The 17,579-nt window shown below is 44.7% G+C and carries 13 protein-coding genes; 7 read left to right on the plus strand and 6 right to left on the minus strand.

All coding sequences use genetic code 11. From position 1 onward, the window contains the following. Positions 1 to 129 precede the first annotated feature (129 nt). On the plus strand, positions 130 to 1,101 hold the full coding sequence (gene ispB, locus MED222_RS06765) for an octaprenyl diphosphate synthase (RefSeq protein WP_009847832.1): 972 nt from the start codon (positions 130 to 132) through the stop codon (positions 1,099 to 1,101). A gap of 88 nt (positions 1,102 to 1,189) precedes the next feature. On the opposite strand, the gene MED222_RS06760 is transcribed toward ispB, so the two are convergent. Together MED222_RS06760 and mdh are read right to left on the minus strand one after the other, a co-directional pair. Further along, on the minus strand, positions 1,190 to 1,381 hold the full coding sequence (locus MED222_RS06760) for a hypothetical protein (protein ID WP_009847833.1): 192 nt from the start codon (positions 1,379 to 1,381) through the stop codon (positions 1,190 to 1,192). Between the two features lie 130 nt (positions 1,382 to 1,511). Then, positions 1,512 to 2,447, minus strand: coding sequence for a malate dehydrogenase (mdh, locus tag MED222_RS06755; RefSeq protein ID WP_009847834.1), 936 nt, complete (start codon positions 2,445 to 2,447; stop codon positions 1,512 to 1,514). Between the two features lie 332 nt (positions 2,448 to 2,779). Here mdh and argR point away from each other — a divergent pair, with 332 nt between their 5' ends. The 4 genes from argR (at position 2,780) to MED222_RS06735 (ending at position 7,942) form a co-directional block, all read left to right on the plus strand. Further along, positions 2,780 to 3,250 (plus strand): transcriptional regulator ArgR, encoded by a 471-nt coding sequence (gene argR, locus MED222_RS06750; protein WP_004735909.1) that lies wholly within the window; start codon positions 2,780 to 2,782, stop codon positions 3,248 to 3,250. Between the two features lie 343 nt (positions 3,251 to 3,593). Beyond that, on the plus strand, positions 3,594 to 4,562 hold the full coding sequence (locus MED222_RS06745; RefSeq protein WP_009847835.1) for a TAXI family TRAP transporter solute-binding subunit: 969 nt from the start codon (positions 3,594 to 3,596) through the stop codon (positions 4,560 to 4,562). A gap of 255 nt (positions 4,563 to 4,817) precedes the next feature. After that, complete coding sequence (locus MED222_RS06740; protein ID WP_009847836.1) at positions 4,818 to 7,397, plus strand: TRAP transporter permease; 2,580 nt, start codon at positions 4,818 to 4,820, stop codon at positions 7,395 to 7,397. Between the two features lie 107 nt (positions 7,398 to 7,504). Next, entirely contained in the window at positions 7,505 to 7,942 is a 438-nt protein-coding gene (locus tag MED222_RS06735) for a universal stress protein (protein ID WP_009847837.1), read from the plus strand. Positions 7,943 to 8,034: 92 nt separating this feature from the next. Here MED222_RS06735 and MED222_RS06730 read toward each other — a convergent pair whose 3' ends face one another. Both MED222_RS06730 and MED222_RS06725 read right to left on the minus strand, forming a co-directional pair. Continuing rightward, the gene (locus MED222_RS06730) at positions 8,035 to 8,997 is read right to left on the minus strand and encodes a D-2-hydroxyacid dehydrogenase (protein WP_009847838.1); all 963 of its coding nucleotides are present in this window, start codon (positions 8,995 to 8,997) and stop codon (positions 8,035 to 8,037) included. 34 nt (positions 8,998 to 9,031) lie between these two features. Continuing rightward, positions 9,032 to 9,766 (minus strand): pseudouridine synthase, encoded by a 735-nt coding sequence (locus MED222_RS06725; protein WP_009847839.1) that lies wholly within the window; start codon positions 9,764 to 9,766, stop codon positions 9,032 to 9,034. Between the two features lie 158 nt (positions 9,767 to 9,924). Between MED222_RS06725 and MED222_RS06720 the strand changes: the two genes are divergently transcribed. Further along, positions 9,925 to 11,196, plus strand: coding sequence for an NRAMP family divalent metal transporter (locus MED222_RS06720; RefSeq protein ID WP_009847840.1), 1,272 nt, complete (start codon positions 9,925 to 9,927; stop codon positions 11,194 to 11,196). A gap of 116 nt (positions 11,197 to 11,312) precedes the next feature. On the opposite strand, the gene rapA is transcribed toward MED222_RS06720, so the two are convergent. Next, complete coding sequence (gene rapA, locus MED222_RS06715; RefSeq protein ID WP_009847841.1) at positions 11,313 to 14,222, minus strand: RNA polymerase-associated protein RapA; 2,910 nt, start codon at positions 14,220 to 14,222, stop codon at positions 11,313 to 11,315. A gap of 419 nt (positions 14,223 to 14,641) precedes the next feature. Here rapA and MED222_RS06710 point away from each other — a divergent pair, with 419 nt between their 5' ends. Then, the gene (locus tag MED222_RS06710) at positions 14,642 to 16,021 is read left to right on the plus strand and encodes a PhoH family protein (RefSeq protein ID WP_009847842.1); all 1,380 of its coding nucleotides are present in this window, start codon (positions 14,642 to 14,644) and stop codon (positions 16,019 to 16,021) included. A gap of 104 nt (positions 16,022 to 16,125) precedes the next feature. On the opposite strand, the gene tldD is transcribed toward MED222_RS06710, so the two are convergent. After that, a complete protein-coding gene (tldD, locus tag MED222_RS06705; protein ID WP_009847843.1) occupies positions 16,126 to 17,571 on the minus strand; it encodes a metalloprotease TldD in 1,446 nt (481 codons plus the stop codon). Between the last annotated feature and the right edge of the window lie 8 nt (positions 17,572 to 17,579).

Below are 17,579 nucleotides of genomic sequence, written 5' to 3' on the forward strand. Positions count from 1 at the left end.
ATGTTCGCCAAAGAAAAGTGCGGCAATGATGCCTTTAAGTGATGTATTAATCAACGTTTTTTAGTGTATTATTCAACAATTAAATACAACGTATAAGCCTTACAGGGTCTAACTTCAGCCGGATGAACAATGGATTTTAAAGCTATCCAAACGCTTACTGCCAATGATATGGCAAAAGTGAATGAAACAATTCAAGCCCAACTTAATTCTGACGTAAGTTTAATCAACCAGCTTGGTTTTTATATCGTTAGCGGTGGTGGCAAACGCCTACGCCCTTTGCTTGCTCTTTTATCAGCTCGTGCACTTGGTTACCAAGGTGAAGCTCACATCACCTCAGCCGCTTTTATTGAGTTTATCCACACAGCAACACTGCTTCATGACGATGTTGTCGACGAATCAGACATGCGACGTGGCAAAGCTACAGCGAATGCGGCTTTTGGTAATGCAGCTAGCGTTTTGGTTGGTGATTTTATTTACACCCGCTCATTCCAGATGATGACGACGCTTGGATCTTTAAGGATCCTTGAGCTAATGAGCGAATCAGTAAATGTGATTGCCGAGGGTGAAGTTCAACAATTGATGAACTGTAACAACCCAGACACCACAGAAGAAAGCTATATGCAGGTGATCTATTCAAAGACCGCTCGTTTGTTTGAAGCCGCAACCCAAATCGGCGCAATTCTTACAGAGTCTACACCTGAGATCGAAACGGCGATGCAAAACTACGGTAAGTACCTAGGAACAGCATTCCAGCTTATTGATGATGTGATGGACTACACCGCTGATGGTAAAGAGATGGGTAAAAATGTTGGTGATGACCTAGCAGAAGGCAAACCGACGTTACCGTTGCTTTACGCAATGCGCAATGGTTCCCCAGACCAAGCAAGCATGATTCGTGAAGCGATTGAAAAAGCTAATGGTATGGAACGTCTCGACGACATTATGTCTGTCATGAAAGAGACTGGCTCGTTAGAGTACACGACCAATAAAGCCTATGAAGAAGCTGATAAAGCTATTGCTGAGCTTTCTATTCTTCCTGAGTCAGAATACAAGCAGGCTTTAACTACGCTAGCTCACCTTGCAGTAAAACGTAGCAAGTAAATAGAAGCTAAGTAGTAAATAGACAGCTATATAATAAAAAAGAGCCTGTTGGCTCTTTTTTTGATCCTGCTAGATAATACTCTGGGTCTCAATAACGACTCGATTCTAACGATAGAGGTAGTTGCGCTTCGATCTCTTCAAGTTCTTCCAACGGAACTGCATATTGCTTATGACTATTGTAAGACTCAAACAACGCGAACTGCTCTTGCTCATCGATAACCAATATCTTGCCCAAGCGACCTAGATAGTTAACATTCATCCCTTTTTGTACTCTAGTCATCGTTCAATACCCTAATTCTTCGTGGTTATAAAAAGATTACGAGTGGATTGAATACAAGGATCAAAAAAGCCGATCGCAATGATCGGCTTTCGTTAACTGTCGTTTTTAGCAGAGTTCAGTTATCTATCGCTTATTTAGCGAATTCAACACCAATCTCAATATCGCCATTTAGCGTTTCTAGCATGCTGTCTAGTGCATTGCGTTCGAAGTCGCTCAGTTCACCGTAGCTAAGAATCGCTTCAGCGCCTTCTTTGCCAAGTTTAACTGGTTGTGCGAAGAATGGTGCGTGCTCGCCTTCACCTTCAACGTAGGCACACTCAATCACGTTCTCTTCGCCTTGAAGTGCTTTCACTAGAGCAAGACCGAAGCGACAAGCCGCTTGACCCATAGATAGGGTCGCACTACCGCCACCCGCTTTAGCTTCTACTACTTCAGTACCCGCGTTTTGGATGCGAGTTGTTAGCGCTGCGATTTCTTCGTCAGTAAACTCAACACCTTCAACTTGAGAAAGCAGAGGAAGGATCGTTACACCTGAGTGACCACCGATAACAGGAACACGAATGTCGCCTGGATCTTTATCTTTCAGCTCAGCAACGAACGTTTCAGAACGAATGACATCAAGAGTAGTAATACCGAATAAACGACGCTTGTCGTAAACGCCCGCTTTCTTAAGTACTTCAGCAGCGATTGGCACTGTTGTATTTACTGGGTTAGTAATGATACCAACACAAGCAGTAGGACAAGTAACGGCAATTTTTTCAGCTAGAGACTTAACAATGCCAGCGTTCACATTGAAAAGATCCGCACGATCCATACCAGGTTTACGAGCAACACCCGCAGAAATAAGCACAACATCCGCACCTTCAAGTGCTGGAGTTGGATCTTCACCCGCGTAACCTTTGATCGAAACAGGCGTTGGGATATGGCTAAGATCGGCAGCAACCCCCGGGGTTACCGGAGCGATGTCGTAAAGTGCAAGATCTGAACCAGCAGGCAGGCGGTTCTTTAGTAGTAGGGCTAGGGCTTGACCGATGCCACCAGCGGCACCAATAACAGCTACTTTCATTGTTATTCTCCTTGAGAGCTTTCTCTTATAGATTCTTTGTAGGGTAATTCTTGAGCTAAATTTAAGTTAAAAAACTATATTAATCACAAAGTGATTACAATCAATTAACGCTAGCTTTGCGACTTCGCGCAAGTCAATAAAACCGTGCTACACAGCAAGTTCGCATTATGGCGATAATCATTTGAAATGACAAAACAACTCGTCTTAAATAACACATTATCCTATTAAATTTTTACAGTGATATGACTAACAAATTACCGTGATATTTTGGCGAGAACTGAATATATATGCGAGAATATGCAAACATCTTTGTTAATGAATAAGAATGACATATGCGCAATACAGAAAAACAAGACAACTTAGTTCGAGCTTTTAAATCACTACTAAAAGAAGAACGTTTTGGTTCGCAAGGCGAGATTGTCGATGCTCTGAAGCATGAAGGCTTTGAAAGTATCAACCAATCTAAAGTTTCGCGTATGTTAACTAAGTTTGGCGCCGTGCGAACACGCAATGCAAAAATGGAGATGGTTTATTGTCTTCCTGCTGAACTTGGTGTTCCGACGGTTTCGAGCTCTTTAAGAGAGTTAGTGTTAGATATTGATCACAACAATGCATTGGTTGTGATACACACTGGCCCTGGTGCCGCGCAGCTTATTGCTCGCTTATTAGATTCATTAGGTAAGTCAGAAGGCATACTGGGGGTAGTTGCTGGAGATGATACTATCTTCATTACTCCAACCTTATCAGTTACCACTAAGCAACTGTTCGATTCTGTATGCGAACTGTTTGAATACGCAGGATAATTGCTCACAGTTTCATAACTATCAGCCATTACTATTGGATCACAAACACCTATTTAGTTCGTGATCCAAATCACATCCTAAGATATCTATCCCGCCTCTCCCAAAAATCACTAACTCATTGATTTTAAAAAACTCAATAGCAAATCAAACACGAGATCCAACCGTCATTTGTTAGATTTTTTCGCTATATCTTTTAACATTTGAGTAATTTTCTGCCAATTTTTGATATTATTCAGCCACTTTTTCATCACATGGATTGAAAAAGGTGCCGTTTCCAAATAGGAAACTCCAGAAACGACTACACTTGTTTCAGGGTTAATAATGAATAAAGGAAGGGAAATTCATGGCATTTACCAAACTGATTAAAGTTGGGGCTATTGCAGCTGCTGTAATGGGCGCTGGCGCAGTTAACGCTCAAGAGTTCATCACAATTGGTACTGGTTCAGTAACGGGTGTTTATTACCCGACTGGTGGTGCAATTTGTAAGCTAGTGAACAAAGGCCGTAAAGACCACAACATTCGTTGTTCTGTCGAGTCTACTGGCGGTTCAATCTACAACGTTAATACCATCCGTGCTGGTGAACTAGATTTCGGTGTTGTTCAATCGGACTGGCAATACCACGGCTACAACGGTACAAGTAAGTTCAAAGACCAAGGCGAATACAAGAAACTTCGTGCTATGTTCTCTCTACATACAGAACCGTTCAACATCATCGCTCGCACCGATGCAGGTATTAACAATGTTTCAGACCTAGCTGGTAAGCGTGTCAACATTGGTAACCCGGGTTCTGGCGACCGTGCAACGATGGGTGTTGTAATGGACTCTATGGGCTGGACTAACGATAGCTTCAAGCTTGCTTCTGAACTGAAAGGTTCTGAGCGTTCACAAGCACTTTGTGATAACAAGATTGATGCATTCATCTACATGGTTGGTCACCCGAACGGATCAATTAAAGAAGCGACAACGTCTTGTGATGCAAAACTGGTTTCTGCAACAGGTCCACAGATCGACAAGATCGTAGCTGAAAACCCATACTACGCATACAGCACAGTACCTGCTGGTATGTACCGCGGTACAGATGCTGACGTAAATAGCTTTGGTGTTGCTGCAACTATGGTAACAACTTCAGACGTTTCAGATGAAGTAGCATACAACGTTGCTAAAGCAGTATTTGAAAACTTCGCAACATTCAAACGTCTGCACCCAGCATTTGCTAACCTGAAAAAAGAAGACATGGTTAAAGCGGGTATCTCTATCCCTCTTCACCCAGGTGCCGCAAAATACTACAAAGAAGTAGGTCTTCTAAAGTAACTCTACTTTAAGCCTACTAAACCAATAAGGAGGCTAGTCCTCCTTATTGGATTTTCACGTTTTATAAAAATAATTTAAGTGAAAAGAACAACCCTTTAAGTTTCTCCAATTTGGAGGATTTACCTTCGTATCAAGCCTAAGACAAAGACGAACAAAGAACGCATTTCTCTATCCATTCACTACACTAGATAGGAAAGAAATCACGTTTAGTTGTTCGTAACAAAAGGCAGACCATCAATAATAAGGATAAAGTACATGACGCAGACAACATCACCGTCTCCAGATGTGCAAGAAATGGTGGCACAATCAGATACTGGTGCGCGTAGCCCTCGTGGTATCCAAGGCCGTATTTTATGGTTTGTGCCTCTATGTTGGTCACTGTTCCAACTTTGGTATGCATCTCCGCTGCCATTCATTTTTAACTTCGCAATTTTAAACGACACTGAAGCTCGAGCAATTCACCTTACGTTTGCTATTTTCCTAGCCTTTACCGCTTATCCAGCCATGAAGAATTCGCCTAGGGATCGCATCCCAGCTGTCGACTGGATACTAGCGCTTGTAGGTAGCTTTTCAGCTTCTTATATCTATATTTTCTATACTCAGCTCGCTGAACGCTCGGGTGCACCAACAACATTCGATATTGTTGCGGCCGTATTCGGTATGGTTCTACTGCTTGAGGCAACACGACGCGCTTTAGGTCCACCTCTTATGGTTGTGGCAGCAGTCTTCTTACTTTACACCTTTGGCGGTCCACACATGCCAGACGTTATCGCCCACAAAGGTGCGAGCCTGAACAAGGCAATGTCGCATCTGTGGTTAACAACAGAAGGTGTGTTCGGTGTTGCTCTTGGCGTATCAACGTCATTTGTATTCTTGTTTGTACTGTTTGGTGCAATGCTTGAGCGCGCGGGTGCAGGTGCTTACTTCATCAAAGTGGCATTCTCTCTGCTTGGCCACATGAAGGGCGGCCCAGCGAAAGCAGCCGTTGTAGCATCTGGTTTATCTGGTCTGGTATCAGGTTCTTCGATTGCTAACGTAGTTACCACTGGTACCTTTACTATCCCGCTAATGAAGCGTGTTGGTTTCCCGGGAACAAAAGCGGGTGCAGTAGAAGTCGCAGCTTCAACCAATGGTCAATTAACACCACCGATCATGGGTGCAGCAGCATTCTTGATGGTTGAGTACGTGGGCATCTCTTACGTAGAAGTAATCAAAGCAGCACTACTGCCCGCTCTGATCTCTTACATCGCCCTGATTTACATTGTTCACTTAGAGGCATGTAAAGCAGGTATGACGGGCTTACCTCGTCGTCACACACCAACTATCGTGCAAAGCCTACTCTCTTTCACTGGTACTATCTTAGGCCTATGTGTCATCAGTGCAGCGGTTTACTACGGTGTCGGCTGGACAAAAGATGTCTTTGGCGCTGCAGCCACACCAATTGTGACTGTTGCTCTATTAGTCTCTTATGTCGCTCTGGTTCGTGTTTCTGCTAAATACGCAGCTGAAGGTGGCATGGAAATCGACGAGAACCTAACAGAAGTACCTGATCCAGGCCCAACGATTAAGTCTGGCCTTCACTTCCTACTGCCTATCGTAGTTCTAGTTTGGTGTTTAACGGTTGAACGTTTCTCTCCAGGTCTGTCGGCATTCTGGGCGACCGTGTTCATGATCTTCATTCTGATCACTCAGCGTCCTTTAATGACTCTGATGAACAAATCAGACGATCTCGCAGAACAAACAAAAGCAGGCTTCGTTGATCTAGCAGAGAGCTTAGTTTCAGGCGCACGTAACATGATCGGTATCGGTGTAGCGACAGCTGCAGCTGGTACGGTTGTAGGCGTGGTAACGCTGACAGGTATCGGCCTTGTAATGACCGATTTTGTTGAGTTCATCTCAGGCGGTAGCATCATTCTAATGTTGTTATTCACTGCGGTAATCAGCTTGATCTTAGGTATGGGCTTGCCAACAACGGCGAACTACATCGTTGTATCAACATTGATGGCACCAGTAATTGTTACCTTAGGTGCAGCGCACGGCTTGATCATTCCACTGATTGCGGTTCACTTATTCGTGTTCTACTTCGGTATTCTTGCGGACGATACACCTCCGGTAGGTTTGGCTGCATTTGCGGCCGCTGCGATTGCTAAATCAGACCCGATTCGTACCGGTATTCAAGGTTTTACCTACGATATCCGGACCGCGATATTGCCGTTCATGTTCATCTTCAACACCCAACTACTGTTGATGGGCATTGATTCTTGGTGGCACTTAGCACTGACGATTTTCTCTTCGGTTACTGCGGTACTTATCTTTGCAGCAGCGACACAAGGTTGGTGGTTCACTAAGAACAAGTGGTGGGAAACTATACTGCTTATCGTTCTGACCTTCTCTTTCTTCCGCCCTGGCTTCTGGTGGGACATGATTTATCCAGAGAAAGTTCTTTCACCTGGAGTTGAGATCGCTCAAATCACAGAAAATCTATCTGTGGGACAATCACTTGAATTGAGAGTCGGTGGCGAAAACTTAGAAGGTAACTATTCTGAGAAAACAGTTCGCCTTCCGTTTGAAGATTCTGCGACAACAAGTGAAGACCGCATTGCTTCAATGGGCCTAATGCTGACCCAAGCTGACGACAAGATGATTGTTGATATGGTTGAGTTTGGTAGCCCTGCTGAAGCTGCTGGCATTGACTTTGATTGGGAAATTAAATCCGTTATCCAAGATGCAGAACGACCAATGAAAGAGTGGGTATTCTTACCTGCCCTATTAATTTTGATTGGTTTAGCGATGAACCAAAGAAGGCGTGCTCGTAAGGATGAGATTAGCGCGTAATGGATAGAGCCAAATAGCGCTCTACTCTATTTGGCTTTTTTACTACATGGAAAAGATAATTACAGCGCTTGGTATGTACTCGGCGCTGCTCAAAAAGAGACGAATACATGTATAGACAAATCCTTGTTCCCGTTGATCTGAACGACAAAGGCTTTTCTGATAAAGCGGTCGAGCTAGCGGTATGGCACGCGAAACACAGTAATGCTGAGATCCACATTCTGAACGTATTACCGGGCATCCACATGTCGATGGTAGCGTCTTACTTCCCGAAAGATGCAGCAAACCAAATGAAGCTTGATGTTAAAAATCAGCTGAAAGAATTTGCTGATAAGCATATTGACGATGATGTGATCTATAAAGTTCACGTTGCCGAAGGCAAGGCCTACACAACGATTCTTGATTGCGCAGAGAAACTAGGGGCAGATCTTATCGTGATGCCTAGTCATAAGCGCTCGAAAATCGACAAGGTTGTACTGGGTTCTGTTGCAAGCAAAGTGGTTCAGAACTCACCAATCAATGTATTGGTAGTTAAGCCGCAAGGCTAAATCACTTAATCGACACAACGATCTAAATCTAAAAAGGTTGGCCTAAAAGCCAACCTTTTTTTATTTTGTGCTTGCACCATTCAATTCTTCAATCAACTCACTAAGTTCTGCGGATTACCTGCAACAAACCCATCAATATTATCGATTAAGATATCAGACAGTTTTTGAATTGAACTGTCGCTGCCCCACGCCACATGTGGTGTTAGCAGTAAATTAGGTAAGTGGCTGTTAGCCAATAGTGGATTCGAATTATCTGCAGGTTCTTGTGTAAACACATCCATGCCCGCACCTGCAATCTCATTACTTTTCAAAGCTTCAACTAAGGCCTGCTCATCGACAAGTCCACCACGGCCAGCATTAATTAATACCGCACTTGATTTCATCATGGTTAGCTCTCGCTCTGAAATCAGATTTCGAGTCGCTTCAGTTAATGGACAATGTAAGCTGATCGCATCCGCTTGCTGTAACACCGTATCAAAAGGTAGATACCCTTCTCGACAAGAATCAGCCCCTTTACGCTCAGTAAAGATGACATTCATACCAATCGCTTTTGCTAATATCGCGGTCGCTTGCCCTAAGCTACCACTCCCGATTAAGCCCAATGTACTGCCTGCAACATCTTGAATCGGATGAGTAAAGAAACAGAATTGTTTGTCCTTTTGCCACTCGCCAGCCTCGATATCTTGATGATAACCAACGAGGTTTCGCTTAAGCGTAAACAGCATCGCGATAACATGTTCAGGTACCGATTGAGTCGCGTAGCCTTGCACGTTTGTCACCGCTATGTTGTTACTCTTGCAGTAGCCAACATCGACATTGTTCACACCCGTTGCTGAAACAGCTATTAGCTTAAGTTGTTGTGCTTGAGCCAAATTCGATTCGTTAAGCACGACCTTGTTGGTAATAACAACATCAGCGCCTTCTATTCGTTCAGACACTTGTTCTGGCGAAGTGAAGTCATACTCCACCCACTGATGCTCAAAGCTAAGGGGTTTTAAATGTATTTGAGATGGGATGGTAGCTCGGTCGAGAAAGACCACTTTCAACTTCGGCATTGTACGTCCTTGCATTGGTATTAATTTAACCATTCTAAGCTTTTAGCTTACTGTAGTCTGGAAGCTCTGGCGCAATTTCAAAGTGCTGCTCGATTTGTGGCGATGCTTGAGGGTAAAAATCACATGGCACGAAAGCTTTGAAAAGCTGATTATTAGCCGGATGATAAAAACTCAGTTCACATGCGTGTAAAGCTAACCTGTCACTATAATTAAACGCATCTGGTGTTGCATAAAACTCGTCGCCCACAATTGGATTCCCTAGCTCCATGCAGTGAACACGCAACTGATGAGAGCGACCAGTGATCGGCAGCAATTTCAATAATGTCGTTTGAGGCTCTTGTTGCTCAACCACATAGCGAGTCTGAGATGGTTTACCATCGTCGAAACACACTTTCTGTCTAGGGCGATTCGTCCAATCGCAAATAAGAGGAAGGTCAATCAAACCTGCCTTGTCTTCCATTGAACCCCACACTCGTGCGTAATAAAGTTTGTGTGTCAGTCGATATTGAAATTGCTTCTTCAAATGCCGCTCAGCCTGTTTATGCTTAGCCAATAGCATCAAGCCTGATGTAGACATATCCAACCGATGCACAACTTGAATCTCCGGAAATTCGACAACCAACCGACTCCACATACTGTCGTAGTGCTCCGGCAGTCTCCCCGGTACCGAAAGCAGGCCTGCTGGCTTGTTCACCACAAGAATATCATCATCTTGATAGATAATATCAGTCCACGGTTCACGTGGTGGTGTGTACTGTTCTAACGCCATTAGAGCCTCTTAATTACTGGTTAATAAATAACTCATGGTCGATTCGTTTATTAAAAAATACAATTTTAAACACTTTTGTACATAAAAGTTGACGAAATTACGAAACATGGTATTGATAAGGTAACGGAAAATAAGAACTAAGCCTCAAAGGAAAAACGATGGAAAGTACGGCTAAAACCACCTCAACACCAACCTCCACACCACTTTCAAGCCTGATTAAATCTTTTGGCCCAGGAATCATGATGGCCGCAGCTGCGGTCGGTGGATCTCACTTAGTCGCTTCAACGAAAGCTGGCGCTATTTATGGATGGCAACTAGCCGCACTGATTCTTTTAGTTAACGTATTTAAGTACCCATTCTTTAGAGCCGGCATCCAATATACCCTTGGTACTGGGCAAAGCTTGGTGGAAGGATATTCTAACCTCGGTCGACCTTACCTTGTTATCTTTTCGATACTAAGTGCCATTTCCGCCGTGGTAAATACCGCAGCCTTACTGCTATTCAGTGCAAGCTTACTGAGTTACTTTATTCCTTTTGATTTGGCCACCAGCACATTGTGCATGATCGTTTTAGCTACGTGCTTGATCATTCTATTCGCTGGCCATTATCGCGCGCTCGATACACTGTCTAAAGCGATCATGGCGATCCTGACCATCACAACCTTGGCTGCAGTCGCTATTGCTATCGGCTCTCCAGTTGAACCTGATGCGGCTTTTGTTCCACCATCACCTTGGTCATTGGCAGCTATTGGCTTTATCGTTGTCACTATGGGTTGGATGCCCGCGCCTATCGAGATATCAAGCATCACCTCTATGTGGCTAAAAAGCCAAAAAGAGAAACAAGAAGTGACCGCTCAATCTGCACTGTTCGATTTCAACGTAGGCTACATTGGTACGGCACTGCTTGCTTTGGTATTCGTTGCTTTAGGTACACTAGTACTTCATGGAACAGGCGTTGAATTGTCTCGCTCTGGTGTTGGCTTCACCCATCAATTGGTCGGCATCTACGCTTCCACGATTGGTGAATGGTCTCGCCCACTGATCGCTCTTATCGCCTTCTTCTGTATCTTTGGCAGTACCATTACCGTTATCGATGGTTACTCACGCGTGCTTGCCGAATCACAGCGCCTGTTATTGAAAAAAGAATCGAGCCCAAAAATGCTGCAAGGCTGGATCATCATTGTCTCTCTCGCGGCACTCGCAATTGTGATGTTCTTCAGCGCAGCACTGATGCCAATGCTTGATTTTGCGATGGTGCTTGCCTTTGCTACTACGCCATTCTTCGCATTGCTTAACTTCATCTTAGTAAGCAAAACTAAGCTTCCTGAAGGATTGGCGATTGGCACTAAGCTAAAATGGTTGTCTGTGGTAGGCCTTGTTTACCTATTTGGCTTCTTAGCTCTGTTCGTTTGGTGGAAATGGTTGATGTAATCTGCTCTCCAAATTCTTAGCCAAACTGTTAACCAAGCTCTTAACTAAGTTATAGATACAAATAAGGCCTTCATGATGAAGGCCTTATTTCGTTAAAGCATTTAGCTAATTCAAAACTAGTTGTGAGAAACCACAATCAAACGTAGCGAATCAAGCTGAACCTGAGCCTTGCTGATGTAACCTGTCAGTTCGTTGATTTGAGCTTCGATAACCTCTAGCTCTTCATCACGAATGTTAGGGTTAACCGCTTTAAGCGCTTGTAGACGCTCTAACTCACCGTTCAAGTTAGTTTGCATATCTTTCTGAGCTTGTTGACGAACCTCTTCAACCTTCGGCAGTACATGCGTCTCACCTGCTTCGATTAGTTTGTGAATCTCACCTTGTACCGAGTTCACTAGCTTGCTCGCTAAATGACGGTTTACCGGGCTTAGTTGACGGTTAAAGCTATCGAATTCAACCTGAGCAGATAAATCGTTACCACGACCATCCATCATCAAGCGAATCGGCGTCTTAGGCAGGAACTGGCTGATACCGCTGCGCTTTGGCGCTTGTGCATCAACAAGGTAAACCAACTCAAGTAGAATCGTACCGACTGGCAGCGCTTTGTTCTTCAGTAGAGATACCGCAGACGCACCCACACCTTCACTCAATAGCAGATCAATACCGCCCTGAATCATTGGGTGTTCCCAGCTAATAAAATTCATGTCTTCACGAGAAAGCGCGGTTTCACGGTCAAACGTAATCGTTGCACCTTCATAAGGTAAGCCTGGGTAGCTTGGCACCATCATGTGTTCAGAAGGTGTCACAACTAGTGCATTTTCACCCTTGTCATCTTGGTTCAGACCAATGGTGTCAAACAGGCTCAGTGCAAAAGAAACTAGGTTAGTATCACCATCAGTAGACGCGATCTTTTCAGCAATCTCATGGGCTTTATCGCCACCATTTGAATGCATCTCTAGTAGGCGATCTCGGCCTTTTTCTAGATCCGATTTCAGGCTTTGATTGAGCTTCGCTGATTCTTCAATGACTTCATCAAGCTGCTCAGTGTTACCAGAAGCCAGCATTTCGATCAGTACATCAGAATACTTATCGTAAACCGTGCGACCAGTAGGACAAGTCTCTGCGAATGCATTCAAACCTTCATCGAACCAACGCGCTAGAATCGCTTGCGATGTGCCTTTTAGGTAAGGGACATGAATGTCGATATCTCGAAGTTGACCGATACGGTCCAAACGACCAATACGTTGTTCAAGCAAATCCGGGTTAAACGGAAGATCGAACATCACTAACTGGTTAGCAAACTGGAAGTTACGACCTTCAGAACCGATTTCGCTACAGATAAGAACCTGAGCGCCGCCCTCTTCTTGAGCAAAGTAAGCCGCAGCTTTATCACGCTCTAGAATCGACATGCCTTCGTGGAATACCGTTGCACGCACACCTTCACGCTCACGCAGTGCTTGTTCTAATTGCAAAGCAGTACTTGCACGAGAAGCGATCACTAGGATCTTTTCGCTGCGCTTGTCTTGGATTTTTTCAATCAACCAGTTCACACGTGAATCGAACTGCCACCAGCTTGAATCTTCACCTTCAAATTCTTGGAAGATCTCTTCTGGATACAACATCTTCATCGCTCGAGCTTCTGGTGCCATCTTGCCACCGATCATGCCCGATACACGCATCGAGGTTGTGTACTGCGTTGGAATGTCCATCGGCAGTAGGTTTACATTACGCTTAGGGAAGCCTTTGATTGCAGCACGTGTATTTCTAAAAAGAACACGGCCAGTACCATGGCGATCCATAAGGTTATCAATCAGTTCTTGGCGAGCTAAGGCTTGCTCTTCTTCGCTGCTATCACCTTCGATAACACGGAACAGTGGCTCAACATCTTGCTCAGACAGAAGTTCTGTAATTTGGTTCTTCGCGCTGTTTTCAAGCTTCACGCCAGAGAACAATGCCGTTACTGCATCAGCAACTGGCGCATATTGGTCTTCTTCTTCAACGAATGCTTCGTAATCGTAGAAGCGATCAGGATCAAGCAGACGCAGACGCGCAAAGTGACTCTCACGACCCAGCTGTTCAGGGGTCGCTGTCAGTAGCAATACACCAGACGTGTTTTCAGCTAATCCTTCAACCACTTGGTATTCGCGGCTCGGTTTGTCTTGGCTCCACTCAAGGTGGTGCGCTTCATCGACAACCAACAAATCCCACTCACCTTCAAGTGCTTGCTCGTAGCGCTTACGGCTCTTGCGTAGGAAATCCAAAGAACACAGGACGTATTGCTGTGTATCGAATGGATTATCTGATTCTGCAAAAGATTCAATACAACGCTCTTCATCAAAGATAGAGAAGTGCAGGTTGAAACGGCGCATCATCTCAACTAGCCATTGGTGTTGTAGTGTTTCAGGAACCACAATAAGAATACGTTCCGCACGGCCAGACAACACCTGCTGGTGGATAATCATACCCGCTTCTATGGTTTTACCTAGGCCAACTTCATCAGCCAGTAAAACGCGTGGAGCGTGACGACGACCGACTTCATGAGCAATGTAAAGCTGATGAGGGATAAGACCTGCACGCATACCACACAAGCCGCGCATTGGGCTCTTATGTTGTTGGTATTGGTTGCTTAAAGCACGGTAGCGCAACGCAAAGTTATCCATACGGTCGATTTGACCTGCGTACAGCTTATCTTGTGGCTTGTTAAAGCGGATCTGGTTACTTAAAAAGATTTCACGCAGAGTCACCTCTGTCTCTTGAGTATCTTCACGAATACCCAAATAAGTCAGTAGCCCTTTATCTTCGATAACTTCTTCAACAGATAAAGACCAACCTTCTTGGCATTCGATGACATCGCCTACATTGAACGCCACTCGGGTTACGGGAGCATCTGTGCGTGCATAGACGCGGTTTTCTTCTGACGCAGCAAACATTACTGTTACTGTGCGAGCATCCATTGCTACAACGGTACCTAAACCTAAATCGCTCTCCGTATCGCTTATCCAGCGTTGCCCCAAAGCAAATGTCATGAATCGACTACCTCAATCTTATAGTTGGAATTTGGTCTTTCTAACTGCAATTTCAAACAAGAACGTTATTGCTCTTGAACTAAAAATATAGCCAAAAATGCCTAGTTTGCAGCCACTTTTTAAGTGCGCTCTTAATAATAAATATCTTGAGAAAATGGTGCAGAAAAAGGTCGCTAATCTTACTCGATGCTGTGATTTAGGTCACGCCTAAAGGAGACGATTTCATACTTTTTTTCTGTTTTCATAAGTGCAATCAAACTGTCAAAAAATCATGGTTATTCTATGGAGAGCAGAATGCAGCTCTCAAATGAAGTTTAGGTGAGTTGTTGACTATCACTAGAATCAGATACTAACCTTTATATGAGCTTAATCTACGTTCAATGAATGCAAGGCAAGCCGCACGTCGGCAAGGAGATGCTATGGGCGAGACCAACCGGAAGCTATTTGTTTTAGACACCAATATCCTACTTCACGAACCCTTCGCTATATTTTCTTTCCAAGAGCACGATGTCGTTATCCCAATGACAGTGCTAGAAGAACTCGACAGAATCAAAGACAGTAAAAGAGATGTTGCTCGAGATGCGAGAATTGCGATTCGAACTCTCGAAGACTTATTCAGGGAAGCCACACCAGACCAAATATCGGAAGGCATCCCTTTTTCTAAAGACATAAACGCATCTGGCAGTATTTCAATACTCGCAGATTACGAACTTCAAGAAAGCATCAAAGCCTTCGCCGATGACAAAGCTGGCGATAACCGAATCCTCAACGCAGTCCTCTATCTTCAAAATAAACGCGCGCCACGCGAAGTGGTTCTTATCACCAAAGACATCAACATGCGTTTACGAGCCAAAGGCGCCGGTGTCCGTTTTGTTGAAGACTATCAAACCGACCAATTGATTGATGATATCCAATACCTCACCAAAGGCTTCCAACAACTGGAAGGCTCATTTTGGGATGGTATCGATAATGTCGAGAGCAGAAGTTTAGGCGGAAAGACCCTGCACACCTTAGCAAGAGCGCCGTTCGAGCCAACCTTTCTCAACCAGTATGTGATTGACGAAGAAAGTGACTTTGCAGCTCGAGTCGAAGAGATTGAAACTGAAAGCATTACACTAAGAGACCTCAGTCGCGAAAGACTAATGAATCGCAGAGCATGGGACATCACACCCAAAAACGTATACCAAGGTATGGCGATCGATGCCCTGCTCGACCCTGATATTGATCTGGTGATTCTCACTGGCGCTGCTGGTAGTGGTAAGACACTGTTAGCCATGGCTGCTGCACTTGAACAAACTATTGAACGTAAACAGTTCGATAAGATCATCGTAACCCGAAACACACCTGATATAGGTGAGTCGATAGGGTTTCTTCCGGGTACAGAGGAAGAGAAGATGTTGCCTTGGTTAGCTGCAGTGACCGATACACTGGAAGCGCTGCACAAGAATGATCACTGCACAGAGGGCTCGATGAAGTACATCTGTGATAAAGCCAACATCCAGTTCAAATCGATTAACTTTATGCGTGGTCGTTCAATTCAGAATGCATTTGTGCTTTTGGATGAGTGTCAGAACCTGACCGCTTCACAAATCAAAACCATCATCACCCGTTGTGGTGAAGGGACCAAGATCGTCTGCTCAGGAAACCTAGCGCAGATAGATTCTTCCTACCTAACTCCTGTGACCTCGGGGCTCACCTACATGGTCGAGCGTTTTAAAAACTTCGAAGGCAGTGCCAACATCCACCTCAATGGTGTGGTGCGTAGCCGACTGGCTGAGTTCGCGGAAGAAAACATGTAGACTCTGCGCGCTCACAGAACCAGTAACCTATAAACAAAAAGCGCCTCACAATAGAGGCGCTTTTCAATTTATCTTTATAGTGATTTTTCAGAGGCTAATCTGCTTTACTCAGTACCACCGACGGTTAGCGAGTCTAGCTTCAACGTTGGCTGACCAACACCCACTGGCACACTTTGACCAGCCTTACCACACACACCAACACCACGGTCAATGCTTAGGTCATTACCGACCATAGACACCTGCTGCATTGCTTCGATACCAGAACCGATCAGCGTCGCGCCCTTCACTGGGTGAGTGATCTTGCCGTTTTCAATCATGTACGCTTCAGAAGCTGAGAACACAAACTTACCTGATGTGATATCAACCTGACCGCCACCGAAGTTCGGTGCGTAGATGCCTTTCTCAACCGTTGCAATGATCTCTTCCGGTGTGTGTTCGCCCGGCAGCATGTATGTATTCGTCATACGTGGCATTGGAAGATGCGCGTAAGACTCACGACGACCATTACCTGTCGGCGCTACACCCATTAGACGAGCGTTTAGCTTATCTTGCATGTAACCTTTTAGGATGCCGTTTTCGATTAGCGTATTGTACTGACCATTAACACCCTCATCATCAACGTTCAATGAACCGCGTAGATCCGTTAATGTGCCGTCATCAACAATCGTACATAGGCTTGATGTAACTTGCTCGCCGATCTTGCCAGAAAATACTGAAGACTCTTTACGGTTGAAATCACCTTCTAAGCCGTGGCCTACCGCTTCATGCAGTAGAACACCAGGCCAACCAGAACCAAGAACCACAGGCATTGCACCAGCAGGCGCAGCAACCGCTTCAAGGTTAACTAATGCTTGGCGAATGGCTTCATCAGCGAACTGGTAAGCAACTTGAGAACCGTTAGCATCACTTAAGAAAAAATCGTAACCAAAACGACCACCGCCACCGGCACTGCCACGTTCACGACGATCGCCTTTCTGTGCAAGTACGCTAATTGATAGACGAACCAACGGGCGAATATCACCAGCGAAAGTACCATCAGTTGCCGCAACAAGCATCTGTTCATGTACACCACTTAGGCTCACCGATACTTCAGTTACCATCGGTTCTTTAGTACGAATGTAAGCATCAAGCGCTTTAAGTAATTCTGTCTTTTGCTGCTTTTCCCAGCTTGCTAGCGGATTAACTGCATCATAGTAAGCTTGGTTAGAGTTACGCTTGAAAGCTTGTACCTTACCGTTTTGCCCTTGCTTAGCGATACCGCGAGCCGCGATTGCACTCTGTTTAAGGCCATCCAATTGGATTTGGTCAGAGTAAGCAAAACCGGTTTTTTCACCAGATACCGCTCGTACACCAAGACCACAATCGATATTGAAAGAGCCGTCTTTAATAATGCTGTCTTCTAGCACTAAAGATTCATGCCAGCTTGACTGAAAGTAAATATCAGCATAATCAATTTGGCGGGTAGCAATGCTCGCCAATGTATCTGCGATATTTTGCTCCGTCAGCCCTGTTGGGTTCAGTAGCGCTTCTTCAATTTGATTGATGCTCATAAATGGCT

It is taken from the genome of Vibrio sp. MED222 (assembly GCF_000153005.1).
Classification (GTDB): Bacteria; Pseudomonadota; Gammaproteobacteria; order Enterobacterales; family Vibrionaceae; genus Vibrio; species Vibrio tasmaniensis_A.